We start from the raw sequence: 19,273 nt of genomic DNA, 5'->3' as shown, positions 1-19,273 counted from the left end.
CCTCAAGACAACGTTGGACCATGCCTTAGGGACGTGGATGCACTCGCCCGAGGCCAGCACGGCCGCAAACCCCACCCAGATCCATCTGGCGCTTGCAGCCTTCGCCGACGAGGTCGTCGGCACGCTGGCGCGCCTGTTCGCCTATGTGGGGATTTTGGTACTGTTTGCCATCCTCGGCCTTGCCGCACTCGGCCAGCTGCCCAACTTGCGCGACGATGATCCGGCGCTGAAGCCCGATTGGAGCGTGGCCGACCGGTCGCCTCCGGCCTTCGCCCTCAGCCGGCTGGATTCGTCAGAAAAAACAGCTTCTTACGCGATCTTCAGGCATCCCGAAGGCGGCCGCAGGGACGTGATGCGCTGGGCCAGCGAGGCAGACAGGACCGTGGCCGAGCTCGAGATTTACCGGGAAGGCGGCGAATTCGACGTGACGCGTCCGGCAACAATGGATCTGGCCGTCCGGATGGGACTGGGCACCGCGACCCCGCTGGAGCAAGCCGGCCTGATCGACACGAAATTCGGCCCCGTCGCCCTATTCCAGCCGACCGGTACGGCGGAGGGCGCGCGGGCCTGCCTCGGCTACCTCAAGCGCAGCGAGGAGCCGGCGCTCCAGATCTCCGGATTCTCCTGCCAGGGCGACAGCCTGCCTGCGCGGCGCGCCGCGATCGCCTGCACGCTGAACCGGCTAACGCTGCTGACCTCGGGCAACGAGCCGAAGCTGGCCGAATTGTTCGCCCATGCGGAGCTGAAGCGCCGCCCTGCGCGCCCCCGGGCGCGTCGGACTGGCTGCTCGGCGCCGCCAATGCGCAGTTGCGCGGCGCGCTCTGATCGACATCAAGCTCAAGTGGCTGTATCCATGCAACTTTTGCCGGCGCGCACGATTATTCAGCGCTGGTGTGACCCAATAGACCTAGTTGCAGCCGCCCCGGCCGGGTTAGTATGAGCGTGAAATTGATTGGCGGCTTGCCGCCTGAAGGGGACGTGATGAGCTCGAATTTCTCTGCCGCGAACAAACTGGCGATGTGGCTTGCGGCCGGCGCCGTGATTGCCATGTCCTCAGCCTTCGCGACACCCGCCTCGGCCGACACCAAGAAGCAGCGCTATGACAGCGGCCGTCACTATCACGGCCCGAGCGGCCCCAATGCGAGCTATCAGCAGGGCCGCACCCGCATCTATGTGAGCAAGCGCTCCTGGCTCGACGGCGGCACCGAGGTCAATCCGGGCGACCGCAAGTTCTCCGATTACGCCTTCCCGCCGGCAGTGGGCTATCCGACCTTCGCGCGCGAAAATCTCAACCGCCCGATCGATCGCCAGCCGCTGAGCACGCCGCAGGATGTTGGCGGCTATCCGCAGAATTTCCCGCTGTACTGAGGCGGACATATCGACCGAATCAAATGGCCGGGCTCGCGCCCGGCCATTTTTGTTTGTCGTGTAGCCCGGATGGAGCGAAGCGCAATCCGGGATTTTCGACACGCGGGAAGAACGCCGGATTTCGCTTCGCTCCATCCGGGCTACGGCTCTAAGCGTGCAGCTTCTGCAATTCCTTCAAGATCGCTTCGCCCATCTGCGTGGTCGAGGCGGCAGTGGTGCCTTCCGACTTGATGTCGGCGGTGCGCAGGCCGCTGGCCAGCACCGCGGCGATCGCGGCGTCGACCTTGTCGGCGAGCGCGCCCATGTCGAAGGAGTAGCGCAGCGCCATGCCGAAGGACGAGATCATCGCGATCGGATTGGCGAGGCCCTGGCCTGCGATATCAGGCGCCGAGCCGTGCACGGGCTCGTACAGCGCCTTGCGCTTCTTGCTCTTGACGTCGACCTCGCCGAGCGAGGCCGAGGGCAGCATGCCGAGCGATCCCGTCAACATCGCAGCAATGTCGGACAGCATGTCGCCGAACAGATTGTCGGTGACGATGACGTCGAACTGCTTCGGCCATTTCACCAGCATCATGCCGCCGGAATCGGCGAGCTGATGCTCGAGCGTGACGTCGGGATATTCGCGCTTGTGGACCTGGGTCATGACCTCATTCCAGAGCACGCCCGACTTCATGACGTTGCGCTTCTCCATCGACGTCACCTTGTTCTTGCGCTTCTTGGCAAGCTCGAAGGCGACGCGGCCGATGCGCTCGATCTCATAGGTGTCGTAGACTTGCGTATCGATGGCGCGCTTCTGGCCGTTGCCGAGATCGGTGATGGTCTTGGGCTCGCCGAAATAGACGCCGCCGGTGAGTTCGCGCACGATCATGATGTCGAGGCCCTCGACCGCCTCGCGCTTCAGGCTGGAGGCCTCCGCCAGCGCCGGGTAGCAGACCGCGGGACGGAGGTTGGCGAACAGACCGAGATCCTTGCGCAGGCGCAGCAGGCCGGCTTCGGGGCGCACCTCGTAGGGCACCGCGTCCCATTTGGGACCGCCGACCGCACCGAAGATGATGGCGTCGGCGTCCTTGGCCTTGGCCATGTCGCCTTCCGAGATCGACACCTTGTGCGCGTCATAGGCCGAACCGCCGACGAGGCCGGTGTCGGTCTCGAACTTGGCGATGCCCGCCGAATTGAGCCAGTCGATCAGCCGCTTCACCTCGCCCATCACCTCGGGGCCGATACCGTCGCCGGGAAGCAGCAGCAGTTTGTGGGTCGCCATGGTCGTTTCCTCTGAGGTCGATTTCGGCCGGAGTGCTAGAGCGGCGTTGCGTACTTGGCAAGACACCATTGCCGCTTCGGTTCTGTGCAAGGCGGGCAGGGCCTGCCACACTGCGCATGCCGGAGTACCCATTTGCACGCCCCTGAACGTCCCCCGCCCGACGCCCATCCCGCGCGGCTGATCCTGACCCTGTCGCTGGCTGCGACGGTCGGGCTGGGTATCGGCCGCTTCGCCTATTCGCTGGTGCTGCCCGACATGCGGGAGGACCTCGGCTGGTCCTACTCGGCGGCCGGTTTCATGAACACCATCAACGCCGTCGGCTACCTCGCGGGCGCGCTAGTGGCGTCCCGGCTGATCCAGCGGGTCGGCTGGTCGGCCGCGATCCGCGGCGGAACCCTGGCCTGCGTCGCGGCGCTCGCGACTTGCGCGCTGACCGGGAATTTCGTTGCGCTGAGCCTGGCCCGTCTCGTGCTGGGCGTTGGCGCCGCGGCCGGTTTCGTCGCCGGAGGCGCGCTGGCCGCTTCCATTGCGCAGTCACGCCCGGAGCGGGCCAATTTCCTGCTCAGCCTGTTCTATGCCGGGCCCGGCATTGGCATTCTCTCATCAGGACTGATCGCCCCGTTCACGCTGCAATATTTCGGGCCGGGCTCGTGGTGGATCGTGTGGTGGGCGATGACGCTGCTGTCCGTTGTCATGACCGTGCCGCTGTTCCTGGTCCGCATCGAGAGCGGCGTGCGTTTCTCGCAAGGCGGCCACGGCGCCTTCGCCATTTTTCCGGTGCTGATCTATCTCGCCGGCTACTTCCTCTTTGGCGCGGGCTACATCGCCTACATGACCTTCATGATCGCCTATGTGCGCGACGGCGGCGGCGGGGCCGCAGCGCAGGCCGCGTTCTGGAGCCTGATTGGCTTGAGCGCCTTCGTCACGCCGTGGGCCTGGCGCCGCGTGCTCGCGCTCGATCGCGGTGGTCTTGCCACCGCCATCATCCTCGGCACCAACGCGCTCGGCGCCGCCCTGCCGATGCTCGGGCATTCGCCGGCATGGCTCGCGGTCTCGGCGATCGTGTTCGGCGTCGCCTTCTTCGCCGTAGTCGGCTCGACCACCGCCTTCGTGCGCTTCAACTATCCGCCCGAGGTGTGGCCGACCGCGATCGCGGCGATGACGATCTCGTTCGGCGTCGGCCAGACGCTGGGCCCGATCGTGGTCGGCGCGATCACGGACGCGCTGGGGAGCTTGAGTTACGCGCTGAATGTGTCGGCGGCGCTGCTGGCGCTGGGCGCGGTTGCCGCGCTGTGCCAGCGGAAAGTGGAGCCTTAACCGGTGTCGTCCTGGCGAAAGCCAGGACCCATTACCCCACAGAGGAATTTGGCGAAGATTCGTGGTTGCTGGTCTTCGTCAAACTGAACCCTGGGGTAATGGGTCCTGGATCTGCGCTTCGCTTGTCCAGGACGACGGCAAGTGCAGGTCCGCGGAGTTAGCTCCCGCTGAACGAATTGTACCCCTGGTCTTCCCAATAGCCGCCCTTGTAGTCGTTGGTGACTTCCATCGACACCACGTATTTCGGGTTCTTGAAGCCGAGCTTGGTCGGCACGCGGATCTTCATCGGGAAGCCGTAGGCGCGCGGCAGGATTTCGCCGGCGTATTTGAACGTCATCTGGGTCTGCGGATGCAGCGCGGTGCGCATGTCCAGCGGAGAATTGTAGCCGTCCTTGTCGGCGCACTGGAACCAGACGTACTTCGCGCGCGTGTCGGCGCCGATCAGCTTGAGGAAGTCGCGCATGGGCGTTCCGGTCCAGCTGCCGATCGCGCTCCAGCCCTCGACGCAGATGTGACGCGTGATCTGCGTGACCTGCGGCAGCTTGTACAGCTCGGGAAGCGTCCACGACTTCTTGTTCTCGACGAGACCGCGGACTTCGAGCTTCCAGTCGGCACCGTCGACATCGGGCGCGTCGTCGAGATCGTAATAGGCGTTGAACGGAAACGGTTTTGTGATCGCGCTCTCGGGAAACGTCGGCGCCAGCGCGTCGGGATTGAAGATGAAATCCTGCACGGCATCGTTGAATTTCGAAACCGACTTCAGCATCTCCTCGGCGGAGGACGAGTCGATCACGTCGCAGCCGGTGAGCAGCGTCAGCGCCCCGAGGCTTGCGCTGCCCGCGATGAAGCGGCGGCGGCTGACCTCTGGCATCGTCTTGATGGAATCCTTGATCAGCAGCCGCTTGTCGACGCCCGGGATCAGGAATGAGCGCTTCGCCATGACTCTCTCTCCACTCAACGGCCGATGATCATCGCGCGCAGGCTCTTCGGCACCAGCAGCGCGAGTAAAACATGAATGACCAGGAAGGCGCAGATCGCGGCCATGCAGAAGAAATGGATGTAGCGCGCGGTCGGATAGTCGCCGAACAGGGACACGAGCCAGTGCAGTTGCACCGGTTTCCACATTCCCAGCCCCGACAGCACGATGATCACGCCGATCAATATGATGCCGGCATAGAGCACGCGCTGGACGTAATTGTAGACGGAGAGATCGGCATGGCCGAGCTTGAAGGTCAGCGCAGCCCTGACGTCGTGGAGCACGCCGGATGGGGTGATCGGCAGCAATTTTTTCCGGAAGCGGCCGGTGGCAAGGCCGGTGACGAGATAGGCAAGGCCGTTGATCATCAACAGCCACATCGCCGCAAAGTGCCAGAGCAGGCCGCCACCGAGCCAGCCGCCGAGCGTGTACTCGCGCGGAAAGCTGAAACCGAACAGCGGCGAGGCGTTGTAGATCTGCCAACCCGACAGGATCATCAGGATCATGGCGAAAGCGTTGATCCAGTGCATGACCCGGACCCAGGCCGGCTGGATCACTTTGGCCGGGGTGGCGCTGACCTGCTCGTCGGTCACAGTAAGGCTCGACATGGCGGTTCCGTCCTGAACATCGTCTGACAGCAATTATACGCCGATGCTTCCGCTTTCGTTACGCCCTGTTCGGCATCGAATCCATGTCGGCTGGCTATCGTGGTCACAATAAAGCGAGCCGGGTACCCCCGGCTCGCCATTTCGTCGCATCCGGTTCGGGGATGAAGCCGGACGGCGCGGTGTTTACGTCGCCGGCATCAGCACGGTGTCGACCACATGGATTACACCGTTCGACTGGTTGACATTGGAGATCGTCACCATCGAGGTACCGCCCTTGGCGTCGACGATCCAGACCTTGCCGTCCTGCTTCTTCACCGTCAGCTCCTCGCCTTCGGCGGTCTTCATCTTCTTGCCGTCGGTGAGGTCGGACGCCTCGAGCTTGCCGGGCACGACATGGTAGGTGAGGATCTTGGTCAGCGTCGCCTTGTTCTCGGGCTTCACCAGAGTGTCGACGGTGCCGGCCGGCAGCTTGCCGAAGGCGGCGTTGGTCGGCGCGAACACCGTGAACGGACCCTTGCCTTCCAGCGTCGGCACCAGGCCGGCCGCCTTCACCGCCGCCACCAGCGTGGTGTGGTCCTTCGAGTTGACCGCGTTCTGGACGATGTTCTTGGACGGGAACATCGCGGCGCCGCCGACCATGACGGTCTTTTCCTCGGCGCGGACGGGCGCGACGACGGTCGCGGTGATGGCCAGGGTACTGAACGCGGCAGCAGCGAGATAGGCAATACGCTTCGACATGGAGAGTCTCCCGATTGGATGGTGACCGGCGACTGCCGGCGTTCGAGTGGGCAACAACGGTGGCTGCGACCTGTGAGCGTGAAGCAGCAGCGCCGTCGTTGGCTCGAACTACGGGAGCGTTTGCGAAGCGGTTTCGAACAAAACTTCTTTGTGATGGGTGAAACTAAGTGCGTGGTTCTCCGTGGGGGGCGTCATTGCGAGGAGCGAAGCGACGAAGCGATCCAGGCTGCCACCGCGGATGCACCGCTGGATTGCTTCGCTTCGCTCGCAATGACGAGCCTCGACGATCTACCTGCCGCTCAATCCCTGTTGTGCGGCGTCTGGATAAACCCGCGATTATGCGTCGGGCTGATCAGCAGTTCATTGATGCAAACCCGCGCCGGCATGCTCGCGATGAACGCGATGGTGCGGCCGAGATCTTCGGATTGCAGCATCCTGGCCTGCTCCTCCTCGCTCGGTACCACCGGGCGCAGCTTCAGGATCGGGGTCGCCACCTCGCCCGGCATCAGGCAGCAGGCGCGCAAGCCGTTGACGCATTCGTCCATGTTGAAGGAATGCGTCAGCGCCAGCACCGCATGCTTGGTCGTGGTGTAGGCCGGGCCCGGCATTTTCGAGACGTGGCGGCCGGCCCAGGACGAGACGTTGATGATGGAGCCGTCCTGCTGCTTGCGCATCGTCGGCAGCACCGCGCGCATGCAATAGAGCACGCCGTTGAGATTGACCTGGACCAGCTGGTCCCAGCCCTCCAGTTCCATGTCCTTCCAGCTCCGCTTGGGGACATTGATGCCGGCATTGTTCACCAGCAGGTCGATCCGGCCATGCTTCGCGACGATTTGATCGGCCGCCTTCTGGGCCGCGGCGGCGACCGACACGTCCAGCGCGACGGCCTCGGCGGCCCCGCCCGCCCCGGTGATCTTCTCGACTACGGTATCCAGGGCGTCCTTGCGCCGGCCCGAGACCACCACCGTCCAGCCGTCGGCCGCTAGCGCCTCGGCGCCGGCCTCCCCGATCCCGCTGCCCCCGCCTGTCACCCAGGCCACGCGTTTCCCGTTTTTGGTCATGCAAACTGTCTCCGTTGCTTCATCGGGGCGGTTTTTGCTAATCCAGCCCTCGGTTTTGACCGGCCTCTGACGATCGTTGCGGTCAAGCCTTGCGGTCGAGGAAATCTTGCATGAACCAAGCTGCCAACGCCAATTTGTTTTCCCGCCTGTTCGACGGCCTCGACGATCCGAAGCGCCTCGCGATCGAGACGTATGACGGGGTCCGCATCAGCTATGGTGATCTGATCGCCCGTGCCGGACAGATGGCCAATGTACTGGTCGCGCGCGGCGTGAAGCCCGGCGACCGCGTTGCGGTGCAGGTCGAGAAGTCCGTGGCCAACGTCGTGCTGTATTTGGCCACGGTGCGGGCCGGCGCAGTCTATCTGCCGCTCAACACCGCCTATACGCTCAACGAGCTCGACTACTTCATCGGCGATGCCGAGCCCTCGCTGGTGGTCTGCGATCCCTCCAAGGCGGAGGGCCTCGCCCCCATCGCCGCCAAGGTGAAAGCAAAAGTCGAGACGCTCGGGCCGGACGGCAAGGGCTCGCTGACGGACGCCGCCGACAAGGCGAGCAGCGAATTCACCACGGTGCCGCGCGCAAACGACGATCTCGCCGCGATCCTCTACACGTCCGGCACCACCGGCCGCTCCAAGGGCGCGATGTTGACCCACGACAATCTGACGTCCAACTCGCTCTCGCTCGTCGGCTTCTGGCGCTTCACCGACAAGGACGTGCTGATCCACGCACTGCCGATCTACCACACCCACGGCCTGTTCGTGGCGACCAACGTGACGCTGTTCGCGCGGGCATCGATGATCTTCCTGCCGAAGCTCGACCCGGATCTGATCATCAAGCTGATGGCGCGTGCCACGGTGCTGATGGGGGTGCCGACGTTCTATACCCGTCTGCTCCAGAACGCTGCGCTGTCGCGCGAAACCACACAGCACATGCGGCTGTTCATCTCGGGCTCGGCGCCGCTGCTGGCCGAAACCCATCGCGAATGGTCGGCGCGCACGGGGCACGCGGTGCTCGAGCGCTACGGCATGACCGAGACCAACATGAACACGTCGAATCCCTATGACGGCGAGCGCGTGCCCGGCGCGGTCGGCTTTCCGCTCCCCGGCGTGTCCGTGCGCGTCACCGATCCTGAAACCGGCAAGGAGCTGCCGCGCGACGAGATCGGCATGATCGAGGTCAAGGGCCCGAACGTATTCAAGGGCTATTGGCGCATGCCGGAGAAGACCAAGGCGGAATTCCGCGACGACGGCTTCTTCATCACCGGCGACCTCGGCAAGATTGACGCCAAGGGTTACGTCCACATTCTCGGCCGCGGCAAGGATCTCGTCATCTCCGGCGGGTTCAATGTCTACCCGAAGGAAATCGAGAGCGAGATCGACGCCATGCCCGGCGTGATCGAATCCGCCGTGATCGGCGTGCCCCACGCCGATTTCGGCGAGGGCGTCACGGCGGTGCTGGTTTGCAACAAGGACGCGGATGTGACAGAGGCCGCGGTGCTGAAAGCGCTCGACGGCCGGCTGGCCAAGTTCAAGATGCCCAAGCGGGTATTCGTGGTCGACGAGCTGCCGCGCAACACCATGGGCAAGGTGCAGAAAAACGTGCTGCGGGATACGTACAAGGATCTTTACGCGAAGAAATAGGGGCTGTTGTTCGCAGAACTCTCGTCGTCATTGCGAGGAGCTCTTGCGACGAAGCAATCCAGACTGCCGCCGCGGAAGAACTCCTGGATTGCTTCGCTTCGCTCGCAATGACGGAATTTGCGGCGCCTACTGTCCGCCCAGCAAGCTCAGCACGAAACGGCTGCCGACGATGAACAGATAGCACCCGAACGCGACTTCCAGCGTCCGCTTCGACATTGCATGCGCAGCCTTCACACCGAGCGGTGCCGTCACAAGGCTCATTGGCATCACCAGGACCGCGCCGATCAGCGAGACGTAACCGAGCGCGAACGGGACCTGCAGGGCTGCAACGGCCGGGTAGCTCACCGCCGCAGGCCAACCGGCATAGATGTAGCCGAGCGCGCCGGGGATCGAGATCAAGACCGCGAGCGCCGACGATGTCGCCACTGCCTGGTGGATCGGGCGGCCGTAGAACGTCATCAGCAGGTTCGAGAACAGGCCACCGCCGATGCCCATCAACGTCGACAAAATGCCGACGCAGAAGCCGTAGATCTCGCATTAAGGGGCCCTTCGGCAGATCATCGCCGAGCTTCCAGCTCTCGCGCGCGAAGATCAGCCGTACCGCGGCCGACCAAGCGACGGCGACGAACACGATCTTGAACAGTCGCTCCGGCGCGTAACGCGCGACCACGCTGCCGGCGACGACGCCGATCAGGATCGGCAGCCACCAGACCCGGAGGATCGCAAGATCGACGGCGCCGCGCTTGTAATGCGCCTGGAACGAACGGATCGAGGTCGGAATGATGACGGCGAGCGAAGTGCCGATGCAGAGCGGCATGCGCACATCGAGCGGCACACCGGCGATGCGGAAGCACTCGTAGAACACCGGCACCAGAATCGCGCCGCCCCCGATGCCGAACACGCCGGCCAAGAATCCGGAGAGCGCGCCGGTTGCGATCAGCAGCAGCGCGAGCTCGGCGATCTCCTTGATATCAAGTCCTGCAATCACCCCTGATCTGCCCCGGCGATCGCAGCGGCTCCGAGACAAGCGTCCGGACTGGCTGCCCGGAAAGCTGTAGGCGAACTGATTTGTCGGGTCGACCGCCGCATCGCCGGTCTGGGGTGGGATGCAGGTTGCGCATATCCGCCCGTCTCGCGAAAAATCGGTGCGCTTGGCGGAAAATGGCGATTGCTCGCCGACCATCGCTGCCGGTTCGGTGACATGAATTGACTGGTTCGAACCCTGGGCGGCCCGCGGCAGCTTGGAGCCGTTCCAATAGTAATTTCAATGTGCCGCAGCTCTCCCGCAAGAGATGAATTTGTGTTCTGTCTTTAGACGGTGCGCCATCGCCCTGGTATACCAAGCGGACGATTGGCCTTGTTACATCAAGGGCCTAGAGCTGAACTCAAGTTCGGTTTATGGCGATTTGGTGATTGCGCAGGTGAAATCGACTCCGTAAATAGAGCCGACCTTTCGCGATCCCCGCGCGCCCCATGCTGGGCCGCAACAAAGCAATTGAAGCCCATGACCGCACGGATCGAACGACCGCTTTCGCCGCACATTCAGACCTACCGCTGGACCCTGACGATGGCGCTTTCCATCGTCCATCGCGCCACCGGAATTGCCCTCTACGCCGGAACGCTGCTGCTGGCCTGGTGGCTGATTGCGGCGGCCTCCGGCCCCGCCGCCTATAGCCACGTCCAGGCCTTCACCGGCAGCATCATCGGCCGCCTGATCGTGTTCGGCTACACTTGGGCGCTGATGCACCACATGCTCAGCGGCATCCGGCATTTCGTCTGGGACCTCGGCTACGGCTTCAAGGCCAATGAGCGCGAGGCCTTGACCTGGGGCGCCCTGATCGGCGGCATCGTGCTCACGGTCCTCATTTGGATCATCGCCTACGCGATCGGAGGCGGACGATGAGTTTCGACGAATCCCACGGCGCCCCGAAGGGCTCCTCCATGCGCACCCCGCTCGGCCGCGTGCGCAATCTCGGCGCGGCGCATTCGGGCACCTCCGATTTCTGGCGCCAGCGCATCACCGGCGTCGCCATGACGCTGCTGATGATCCCCGTGATCGTGATCGTGATGATGCTGCTCGGCCGCAACCAGGCCGGCGCCGCACAGATTCTCGGCTCGCTGCCGATCGCGGTGATCCTGCTGCTCTTCATCTTCGCCAGCGCCTGGCACATGAAGATCGGCATGCAGGTCGTGATCGAGGACTACATCCATAACGAGAAGCTGAAGCTCATCTCGATCATGCTCAACAACTTCTTCTCGTTCGCCGTGGCGCTCGCCTCGACCTACGCGATCCTGAAACTTTCCTCCGGAGTCTAAACCCATGGCCACAGAGACCAATGGCAAGGGCAACGGCGCTCCCGCCACCAACGGCAAAGCCTATCCGATCGAAGATCACACCTATGATGTCGTCGTGGTCGGCGCCGGCGGCGCGGGCCTGCGCGCCGTGGTCGGCTGCAGCGAAGCCGGTCTTCGTACCGCCTGCATCACCAAAGTGTTTCCGACCCGCTCGCACACCGTCGCGGCGCAGGGCGGCATCTCGGCGTCGCTCGGCAACATGCACAAGGACGACTGGCGCTGGCACATGTACGACACCGTGAAGGGGTCGGACTGGCTGGGCGACCAGGACGCGATCGAATACATGGTGCGCAACGCGCCCGAGGCGGTCTACGAGCTCGAGCATTGGGGCGTGCCGTTCTCGCGCACCGAAGACGGCAAGATCTACCAGCGCCCGTTCGGCGGCATGACCATGGACTACGGCAAGGGCCAGGCGCAGCGCACCTGCGCCGCCGCCGACCGCACCGGCCACGCCATGCTGCACACGATGTACGGCCAGTCGCTGCGTCACGCGGCCGAGTTCTTCATCGAGTTCTTTGCCATCGACCTGATCATGGACGACCAGGGCACCTGCCGCGGCGTTATCGCGCTCAAGCTCGATGACGGCACGCTGCACCGCTTCCGCGCCCAGACCGTGATCCTCGCCACCGGCGGCTATGGCCGCGCCTATGCATCCTGCACCTCGGCGCACACCTGCACCGGCGACGGCGGCGGCATGGTGCTGCGCGCTGGTCTGCCGATGCAGGACATGGAGTTCGTGCAGTTCCACCCGACCGGCATCTACGGTTCGGGCTGTCTCGTCACCGAAGGCGCGCGCGGCGAAGGCGGCTATCTCGTCAACTCCGAGGGCGAGCGCTTCATGGAGCGCTATGCGCCCTCCGCCAAGGATCTGGCCTCGCGTGACGTCGTCTCGCGCGCGATGACCATCGAGATTCGCGAAGGTCGCGGTGTCGGCAAGAAGAAGGACCACATCTTCCTTCATCTCGACCATCTCGATCCCGCGGTGCTGGCCGAACGCCTGCCGGGCATCTCGAATCCGCAAAGATCTTCGCCAATGTCGACGTGACGCGCGAGCCGATCCCAATTGTGCCGACCGTGCATTACAACATGGGCGGCATCCCGACGAACTATCACGGCGAAGTCCTGACCAAGAAGGACGGCGACGACAACGCCATCATCCCCGGCCTGATGGCGATCGGCGAGGCCGCCTGCGTCTCCGTGCACGGCGCCAACCGCCTCGGCTCCAACTCGCTGATCGACCTCGTCGTGTTCGGACGCGCCGCGGCGCTGCGCCTCGCCGAGAAGCTCACGCCGAACGCCAGCCAGCCGGAATTGCCGACGAATTCGTCCGACCTGGCGCTCGGCCGGCTCGACCACTACCGCTACGCCTCCGGCGGCACGCCGACCGCGAAGCTGCGCGAAGGCATGCAGCACGTCATGCAGAACAATTGCGCGGTGTTCCGCACCGGCGACATCCTGAGCGAAGGCCAGAACCTAATCGAGAAGGTCCATCGCGGCATCATCGACATCGCCGTATCCGACCGCTCGCTGGTGTGGAATTCCGACCTGATCGAGACGCTCGAATTCGACAATCTGATCTCGCAGGCGGTGGTGACGATGAACTCGGCCGCCAACCGCACCGAGAGCCGTGGCGCGCATGCCCGCGAGGACTTCTCCGAGCGCGACGACAAGAACTGGATGAAGCACACGCTGGCCTGGCTGGAAGATTCCGGCAAGGTCAAGATCGAGTACCGCCCCGTTCACGACTACACCATGACCAACGACGTCCAGTACATCCCGCCCAAAGCTCGCGTTTACTAAACGGCGCGCGTGTACTGAGCGAACAGCGAAAGCTTTATCGAAATGGTTGAATTCGCACTTCCGAAGAACTCCAAGATATCAGGCGGCAAGACCTGGCCGAAGCCCGCGGGCGCGACTGAGGTCCGTGAATTCCGCGTCTATCGCTGGAATCCGGACGACGGCAAGACTCCGAGCGTCGACACCTATTACGTCGACACTCATGATTGCGGGCCGATGGTGCTGGACGGCCTGATCTGGATCAAGAACAACATCGACCCGTCGCTGACCTTCCGCCGCTCCTGCCGCGAAGGCGTCTGCGGCTCCTGCGCGATGAACATCGACGGCCAGAACACCCTGGCCTGCACCCGCTCGATGCACGACGTGAAGGACGGCGCGGTGAAGATCAATCCGCTGCCGCACCAGCCTGTCGTGAAGGACCTCATCCCCGACCTCACCAATTTCTACGCGCAGTACGCTTCGGTCGAGCCGTGGCTGAAGACGACCTCGCCGACGCCGCAGAAGGAATGGAAGCAGAGCCACGAAGACCGCGAGAAGCTCGACGGCCTCTATGAATGCATCCTCTGCGCCTGCTGCTCGACCTCTTGCCCGAGCTATTGGTGGAACAGCGAGCGCTACCTCGGTCCCGCCGCGCTGCTCCAGGCCAACCGCTGGGTATCGGATTCGCGGGATGAGGCGACCGGCGAGCGGCTCGACAATCTCGAGGACCCGTTCCGCCTCTATCGCTGCCACACCATCATGAACTGCGCCAAGGCCTGCCCGAAGGGCCTCAACCCGGCGGAAGCCATCGCCGAGCTCAAGCTCAAGATGGTCGAGCGCCAGATCTAGGCGTCATTCATGCTGCGATCCCCGGCCGGCACGGCCGGGGCATTCTACGGCGGGCGCATCTTCCAGTAGATTTTACCTCAGCCCTACGCGGGCAAGCCGGCGGGTTGCAACCTCTGATTCCCGCCACAAGCCGCTTTCTTCCCGGCGCGAAATTCAAGTAAGCTCACCGGCGTGGGACCGGAGCGACCGTGCAGGGCGCACAACGCAATTCGCTGAGATTGCTGCAGTGGATGATGGCTGCGTCCCTGGCGCTGCCGATTGCGCTGTTCGCGATCGCCGCCTCGATCTCCTACACCTCGACGAAAGATATCGCCGACCGCGAGATCGAGCGCACCCTCGATGTCGCGCATGAGCATGCGCTCAAGGTGTTCGAGACCATCGACCGCAGCCTCGCCGAGATCAACGAGGTGGTGCGCGGCATGCCCGACGACATCATCCGCTCGCGCGAACCGGGCCTGCACCGCCGCCTGAAGCAACTGTCCGATTCGCTGCCGCAGCTCAAATCGGCCTGGATCTTCGATGCGGACGGAAAGTCGCTGGTCAACAGCCTGGCATCGCCGCCGCCGGCGCAGAGCTTTGCGGACCGTGATTACTTTGCCGCCCATGTCGACCAGACCATCGGCAGCTACATCGGCGTTCCCCTGACGCCGCGCCAGCCCTATCAGGGCGCGCGCTTCTTCGGGGTCAGCCGCCGCCGCGGCTCCGACGACGGCAGCTTCATCGGCGTGATCCAGGCCTCCGTCCTGCCGGAATATTTCGAGAGCTTTTATGCCCGGATCGGCTCCGACCCCGGCAGCTTCCTCGCCATGGGACGCACCGACGGCGTGGTGCTGGCGCATCTTCCGCGGCTGGATCGCGACCTCAGGCTCGATCCTAACGGGCCGGTCGGCCGCAGCATCGCAGCTCACCCCGAGCATGGCCTCATCACCATTGCCTGGCCATCGGACGAGGTCGAGCGCCGCATCGGCTACCGACGCATCGCCGAATACCCGATCTATGTCAGCGCGGGGTTGGAGACCTCGGCGATCCGCGCGCGCTGGTTCGCCACCATGGGCCAGCATCTGGTGTTCGGCATTCCCGCCACCGCGCTGCTGTTTCTGCTGCTGGCGTTCGCGTTCCGGCGCACCCAGCATCTCCAGGCCGAGGCCGCCGCGCGGCGCGAAGCCGAGGAGGCGCTCAAGCACAGCCAGCGCCTTGAGGCGCTCGGCCAGCTCACCGGCGGCGTCGCTCACGACTTCAACAACCTCCTGACCGTGATTCGCGCCTCGGTCGACCTGCTGAACCGGCCGCAGCTGAGCGAGGAGCGGCGCCAGCGCTACATCACCGCCATCGCGGACGCGGTCGGGCGCGCAGCCAAGCTGACATCGCAGCTGCTCGCCTTCGCGCGCCGCCAGACCTTGAAGCCGGAGGTGTTCGACGTCGGCGCGCGGTTGCAGTCGCTGCACGACATGCTCGCGACGCTGCTCGGACCCGCGATCGAAATCGCGATGCGGCTGCCGGCCGAGCCCTGCCTCGTCAATGCCGATGCAAGCCAGTTCGAGACGGCGTTGATCAACATGGCGACCAATGCGCGCGATGCCATGCACGGCAAGGGCAGGATCGTCTTCAACGTCGAGGCCGCAGCGACCATTGCGGACACGCGGGCTCCCGTCTCGGGCAGCCCTGATCTTTCAGGCGGCCATGACCTTGCTGGCAAACACGGTTTCGTCGGCATTGCCGTCAGCGACACCGGCATCGGCATTCCGGCTACGCGGCTCGAGCGCATCTTCGAACCGTTCTTCACCACCAAGCAGATCGGCCACGGCACCGGTCTCGGCCTGTCGCAGGTGTTCGGCTTTGCCCGGCAGTCCGGCGGCGAGGTGACAGTCACCAGCGAGGTCGGCCACGGCAGCACCTTCTCGCTCTACCTGCCGCGCGTGGCGCCGGATTTGCTGCCGCAGCGGCAGGCACCGAATACGGCCCCGGCCGTGGCCGGCAGCGGCATGTCGGTGCTGCTGGTCGAGGACAATATCGAACTCGCCAATTTCGCGGCCGACGGCCTCACCGAGCTCGGCTACAGCGTCACGCTGATCGACAACGCAACCGATGCACTCGCCGAGCTGGTCATGGATGCCGATCGCTTCGATGTCGTTTTCTCGGACATCGTGATGCCCGGCATGACCGGGCTCGATCTCGCGCAGGCGGTCCGCGACCGCGGCATCGGCGTGCCGGTCGTGCTGACCACCGGCTACAGCGAGGCGCTGTCCCAGGACGGCAAGGTCGATTTCGAGCTCGTGCAGAAGCCCTACGCGATCGATCAGCTATCGCGCGTGCTGCACCGGGTCGCGCGGCGCAGGGTGCGCGACGGCGCCGCCGAGTGAGCTGACGCCCGGAACCTACGGGAACCTTTTGATTTAGCTTGCGTTATCCGGCCATGCAAAAGCCGGTCAGAAAACGCGAATCGGGCAAGAAGCCGCCCATCGTCGAAATCATCGGCGAGACCGGCGGGGAAGTGGCTCCGCCGCCGCCCGAGCTGGTCGAGCCCGACCCGGAGCTGTCGCCTGAAGAGGCCGAGCAGGCCCGCAAGGACTATCTCCTCACCCGCTTCTGGATCAGCGCGCGCGGCTTCTGGGGCGGCAACGGCGACCGGCTTGCGTGGCTCTACTCCGTCGGCCTCGGCCTGCTGATCGTCCTCACCGTCGGCTTCCAATACGGCATCAATGTCTGGAATCGGGCGATCTTCGACGCGATCGAGAAGCGCGAGGCGTCCACCGTCTTCCATCTCACCGCGGTATTCTTCCCGCTCGCGATCGGCAGCATCGTGCTCGGCGTGGCACAAGTGTTCGCGCGCATGGGCATCCAGCGGCGCTGGCGGGCGTGGCTGACGGCAAGCGTGCTGACGCGCTGGCTTGGCAACGGCCGCTATTACCAGCTCAATCTCGTCAGCGGCGACCACAAGAATCCGGAATACCGGATCGCGGAGGATCTGCGCGTCGCGACCGATTCTCCGGTGGATTTTCTCGCCGGCGTGACGTCCGCGCTGCTGTCGGCCGTGACCTTCATCGTCGTGCTCTGGACCATCGGCGGCGCGCTCACCGTCACCCTTGCGGGATCGTCGGTGACCATTCCCGGCTTCCTGGTGATCGCCGCGATGCTCTATGCGGGAATCGCATCGGGCTCGATCCTGGTGATCGGCCGCCAATTCGTGCAGGTCTCCGAGGACAAGAACCAGGCTGAGGCCGATTTCCGCTACACGCTGACGCGCGTGCGCGAGAACGGCGAGAGCATCGCGCTGCTCGGCGGCGAGGAGGAGGAGCGCGACGGCATCGACCGCAATTTCACCAACGTGCTGCGGCAATGGGCGGGGCTCGCGGGTCAGCACATGCGCACCACGCTGGTGTCGCAGGGATCGAGCCTCGTTGCGCCGGTCGTGCCGCTTCTGCTGTGCGCGCCGAAATTCCTCGACGGCAGCATGACGCTGGGTCAGGTGATGCAGGCGGCTTCCGCCTTCACCATCGTGCAGAGCGCGTTCGGCTGGTTGGTCGACAATTATCCGCGGCTCGCCGACTGGAATGCCTGCGCTCGCCGCATCGCCTCGCTGATGATGTCGCTCGACGGCCTCGAGCGCGCCGAGCTGGGCGACGGCTTCGGCCGCATCAAGCGCGGCGAGACCAGCAATGACGCCATGCTGGAGCTGAAGGATCTCTCCGTCACGCTCGATGACGGCACCGCCGTGGTCGGCGAGACCGAGGTGGTGATCGAGCGTGGCGAGCGGCTGCTGGTGGCCGGCGAATCCGGCACCGGCAAGAGCACGCTGGTGCGCGCCATCGCCGGGCTCTGGCCATGGGGTGGCGGCAGCGTCAATTTCCATCCCGACCGGCGGCTGTTCATGCTGCCACAGCGACCCTACGTGCCGTCGGGCTCCTTGCGTCGTGCCGTCGCCTATCCCGGCGCGGAAGACGACTGGACGGTCGAGGAGATCGGCGAGGCCCTGCACAAGGTCGGCCTCGACCATCTCAAGGAGAAGATCGAGGAAGAAGCACCCTGGGACCAGACGCTGTCCGGCGGCGAGAAGCAGCGCCTCGCCTTCGCGCGGTTGTTGCTGCACAACCCGGATATCGTCGTGCTCGACGAGGCGACCTCGGCGCTCGACGAGAAGAGCCAGGACAAGATGATGAAGATGATCACCGACGAACTGCCGAAGGCCACCATCGTCAGCGTCGCGCATCGTGTCGAGCTGGAAGCCTTCCACAGCCGCAAGATCGTGCTGGAGCGCCGCAAGGGCGGCGCAAAACTCGTCAGCGATATCGACCTGATCCCGCGCAAGGGCAAGCGCAAGCTGCTCGGCCGCTTCCTGCGCCAGCGCAAGGCGCCGAAAAAGGCGGCGTGAGGGGCGGTCTCTTTTCTTCGTCCTCCCGGCGAAGGCCGGGACGACCCAGAGATTGTTGCCCGGATCGAGCGTTGGAGTCCCCGGCAAAACCGGCTATGCATGCGCCGCTTGCAACGAGGACTTTGACTTGGCGACCGATAATGCCCCTTCGTCCCCTCCGTTCGGCGCGTTTGCGCCGAACGCGGCGCAGGCCGCGATCATTCGCCTCGCGACACAATCGGGGCTGAAGCGCGGCGCGTTCCGGCCCTGGCTGTCGCGATTGGTGAACCTGCTGCGCGGTGGCCCCATCGACATGCAATACCAGGGCGCATCGTTCCGCTTCTATCACCAGGGCAGCGCCACCGAGCGCGGCGCGCTGTTCAATCCCGATTACAATCTCGACGAGCTCGACTTCCTGCGCCAGCACACCCCGGAGGGCGGCGTGTTCGTCGACGTCGGCGCCAATGTCGGCACCTTCGCGCTGGTGATGGCGCGACAGGTCGGGCCATCAGGCAAAGTGATCGCCATCGAGCCGCATCCGATGACGTTTGGACGGCTGTCGTTCAACCAGGCCGCGTCGAAAGCGACGCAGGTGCGCCTGGTGCAGGCGGCCGCCGGCGACAGCGACGGCGAGCTGATGATCGAGAGCGGCGGCGGCAATCTCGGTGCCACGCATGTCGTCACTGGCACGGCCAGCGCGGAGGCCATCAAGGTGCCCTCGCTGCGGTTGACGCGCATTCTCGGCGACGCCGGCGTCACCAAGGTGGACGCGCTGAAGATCGACGTCGAGGGCTTCGAGGATCGCGTTTTGATCGGCTTCTTCCGCGACGCGCCGCAATTGCTATGGCCGCGCGCGGTGGTAATCGAGCATTTGTCGCAAAAGGAATGGCGGGACGATTGTATCGCCGACATGGTCGCGCGCGGTTTCGTGGTTGCGCGCAAGACGCGGAGCAATACGTTCCTGTCGCGCTGACGA

At 64.6% G+C, this 19,273-nt stretch carries 14 protein-coding genes and 3 pseudogenes; 11 read left to right on the top strand and 6 right to left on the bottom strand.

Translation table 11 applies throughout. The annotated features are described in order from the left end of the window. The first annotated feature begins 37 nt into the window (after nucleotides 1–37). Together AB3L03_RS18300 and AB3L03_RS18295 are read left to right on the top strand one after the other, a co-directional pair. A pseudogene (locus AB3L03_RS18300) lies at nucleotides 38–825 on the top strand (hypothetical protein). A gap of 156 nt (nucleotides 826–981) precedes the next feature. Further along, nucleotides 982–1,368 (top strand): hypothetical protein, encoded by a 387-nt coding sequence (locus tag AB3L03_RS18295; RefSeq protein ID WP_368509008.1) that lies wholly within the window; start codon nucleotides 982–984, stop codon nucleotides 1,366–1,368. Nucleotides 1,369–1,516: 148 nt separating this feature from the next. Here the strand turns inward: AB3L03_RS18295 and leuB are convergent, their stop codons facing one another. Next, a complete protein-coding gene (gene leuB / locus AB3L03_RS18290) occupies nucleotides 1,517–2,629 on the bottom strand; it encodes a 3-isopropylmalate dehydrogenase (RefSeq protein ID WP_085348446.1) in 1,113 nt (370 codons plus the stop codon). 132 nt (nucleotides 2,630–2,761) lie between these two features. Here leuB and AB3L03_RS18285 point away from each other — a divergent pair, with 132 nt between their 5' ends. Further along, nucleotides 2,762–3,946: a YbfB/YjiJ family MFS transporter gene (locus AB3L03_RS18285; RefSeq protein WP_085357594.1), complete on the top strand. Its 1,185-nt coding sequence runs from the start codon at nucleotides 2,762–2,764 to the stop codon at nucleotides 3,944–3,946. Nucleotides 3,947–4,103: 157 nt separating this feature from the next. Here the strand turns inward: AB3L03_RS18285 and AB3L03_RS18280 are convergent, their stop codons facing one another. From AB3L03_RS18280 to AB3L03_RS18265, 4 genes are all read right to left on the bottom strand, one after another. Further along, a complete protein-coding gene (locus tag AB3L03_RS18280) occupies nucleotides 4,104–4,886 on the bottom strand; it encodes a molybdopterin-dependent oxidoreductase (RefSeq protein ID WP_368509007.1) in 783 nt (260 codons plus the stop codon). A 14-nt stretch (nucleotides 4,887–4,900) separates the two neighbouring features. Next, entirely contained in the window at nucleotides 4,901–5,530 is a 630-nt protein-coding gene (locus AB3L03_RS18275) for a cytochrome b/b6 domain-containing protein (RefSeq protein WP_018459784.1), read from the bottom strand. A gap of 183 nt (nucleotides 5,531–5,713) precedes the next feature. Beyond that, on the bottom strand, nucleotides 5,714–6,268 hold the full coding sequence (locus AB3L03_RS18270) for a fasciclin domain-containing protein (RefSeq protein WP_085357596.1): 555 nt from the start codon (nucleotides 6,266–6,268) through the stop codon (nucleotides 5,714–5,716). Between the two features lie 299 nt (nucleotides 6,269–6,567). Next, nucleotides 6,568–7,329 (bottom strand): SDR family oxidoreductase, encoded by a 762-nt coding sequence (locus AB3L03_RS18265; protein WP_085357598.1) that lies wholly within the window; start codon nucleotides 7,327–7,329, stop codon nucleotides 6,568–6,570. A 110-nt stretch (nucleotides 7,330–7,439) separates the two neighbouring features. On the opposite strand from AB3L03_RS18265, the gene AB3L03_RS18260 reads away from it, so the two are divergent. After that, on the top strand, nucleotides 7,440–8,969 hold the full coding sequence (locus AB3L03_RS18260; RefSeq protein ID WP_368509006.1) for a malonyl-CoA synthase: 1,530 nt from the start codon (nucleotides 7,440–7,442) through the stop codon (nucleotides 8,967–8,969). A 126-nt stretch (nucleotides 8,970–9,095) separates the two neighbouring features. Here AB3L03_RS18260 and AB3L03_RS18255 read toward each other — a convergent pair. Next, a pseudogene (locus AB3L03_RS18255) lies at nucleotides 9,096–9,957 on the bottom strand (sulfite exporter TauE/SafE family protein). Between the two features lie 516 nt (nucleotides 9,958–10,473). On the opposite strand from AB3L03_RS18255, the gene sdhC reads away from it, so the two are divergent. The 7 genes and pseudogenes from sdhC to AB3L03_RS18220 all read left to right on the top strand — a co-directional run bounded on the left by sdhC (nucleotide 10,474) and on the right by AB3L03_RS18220 (nucleotide 19,270). Continuing rightward, a complete protein-coding gene (gene sdhC / locus AB3L03_RS18250) occupies nucleotides 10,474–10,872 on the top strand; it encodes a succinate dehydrogenase, cytochrome b556 subunit (protein ID WP_018459778.1) in 399 nt (132 codons plus the stop codon). Then, nucleotides 10,869–11,285 carry a succinate dehydrogenase, hydrophobic membrane anchor protein gene (sdhD, locus tag AB3L03_RS18245; protein ID WP_007598776.1) on the top strand — a complete coding sequence of 139 codons (417 nt, stop codon included), beginning with the start codon at nucleotides 10,869–10,871 and terminating at the stop codon, nucleotides 11,283–11,285. Before sdhC ends, sdhD begins: the two co-directional genes overlap by 4 nt. Nucleotides 11,286–11,289: 4 nt before the next feature. Further along, nucleotides 11,290–13,124: pseudogene (gene sdhA, locus AB3L03_RS18240) on the top strand (succinate dehydrogenase flavoprotein subunit). A gap of 42 nt (nucleotides 13,125–13,166) precedes the next feature. Then, entirely contained in the window at nucleotides 13,167–13,949 is a 783-nt protein-coding gene (locus AB3L03_RS18235; RefSeq protein ID WP_018459776.1) for a succinate dehydrogenase iron-sulfur subunit, read from the top strand. Nucleotides 13,950–14,137: 188 nt separating this feature from the next. Continuing rightward, nucleotides 14,138–16,309: an ATP-binding protein gene (locus tag AB3L03_RS18230; protein ID WP_368509005.1), complete on the top strand. Its 2,172-nt coding sequence runs from the start codon at nucleotides 14,138–14,140 to the stop codon at nucleotides 16,307–16,309. A gap of 53 nt (nucleotides 16,310–16,362) precedes the next feature. Continuing rightward, nucleotides 16,363–18,318: an ABC transporter ATP-binding protein/permease gene (locus AB3L03_RS18225; protein ID WP_368509004.1), complete on the top strand. Its 1,956-nt coding sequence runs from the start codon at nucleotides 16,363–16,365 to the stop codon at nucleotides 18,316–18,318. Between the two features lie 127 nt (nucleotides 18,319–18,445). Further along, nucleotides 18,446–19,270 carry an FkbM family methyltransferase gene (locus AB3L03_RS18220; protein ID WP_368509003.1) on the top strand — a complete coding sequence of 275 codons (825 nt, stop codon included), beginning with the start codon at nucleotides 18,446–18,448 and terminating at the stop codon, nucleotides 19,268–19,270. Nucleotides 19,271–19,273 lie beyond the last annotated feature (3 nt).

The organism is Bradyrhizobium lupini (assembly GCF_040939785.1).
Lineage (GTDB): Bacteria > Pseudomonadota > Alphaproteobacteria > Rhizobiales > Xanthobacteraceae > Bradyrhizobium > Bradyrhizobium canariense_D.
The sequence above is the reverse complement of the archived record's forward strand: the minus strand, read 5'-3'. Positions and strand labels throughout refer to the sequence as shown.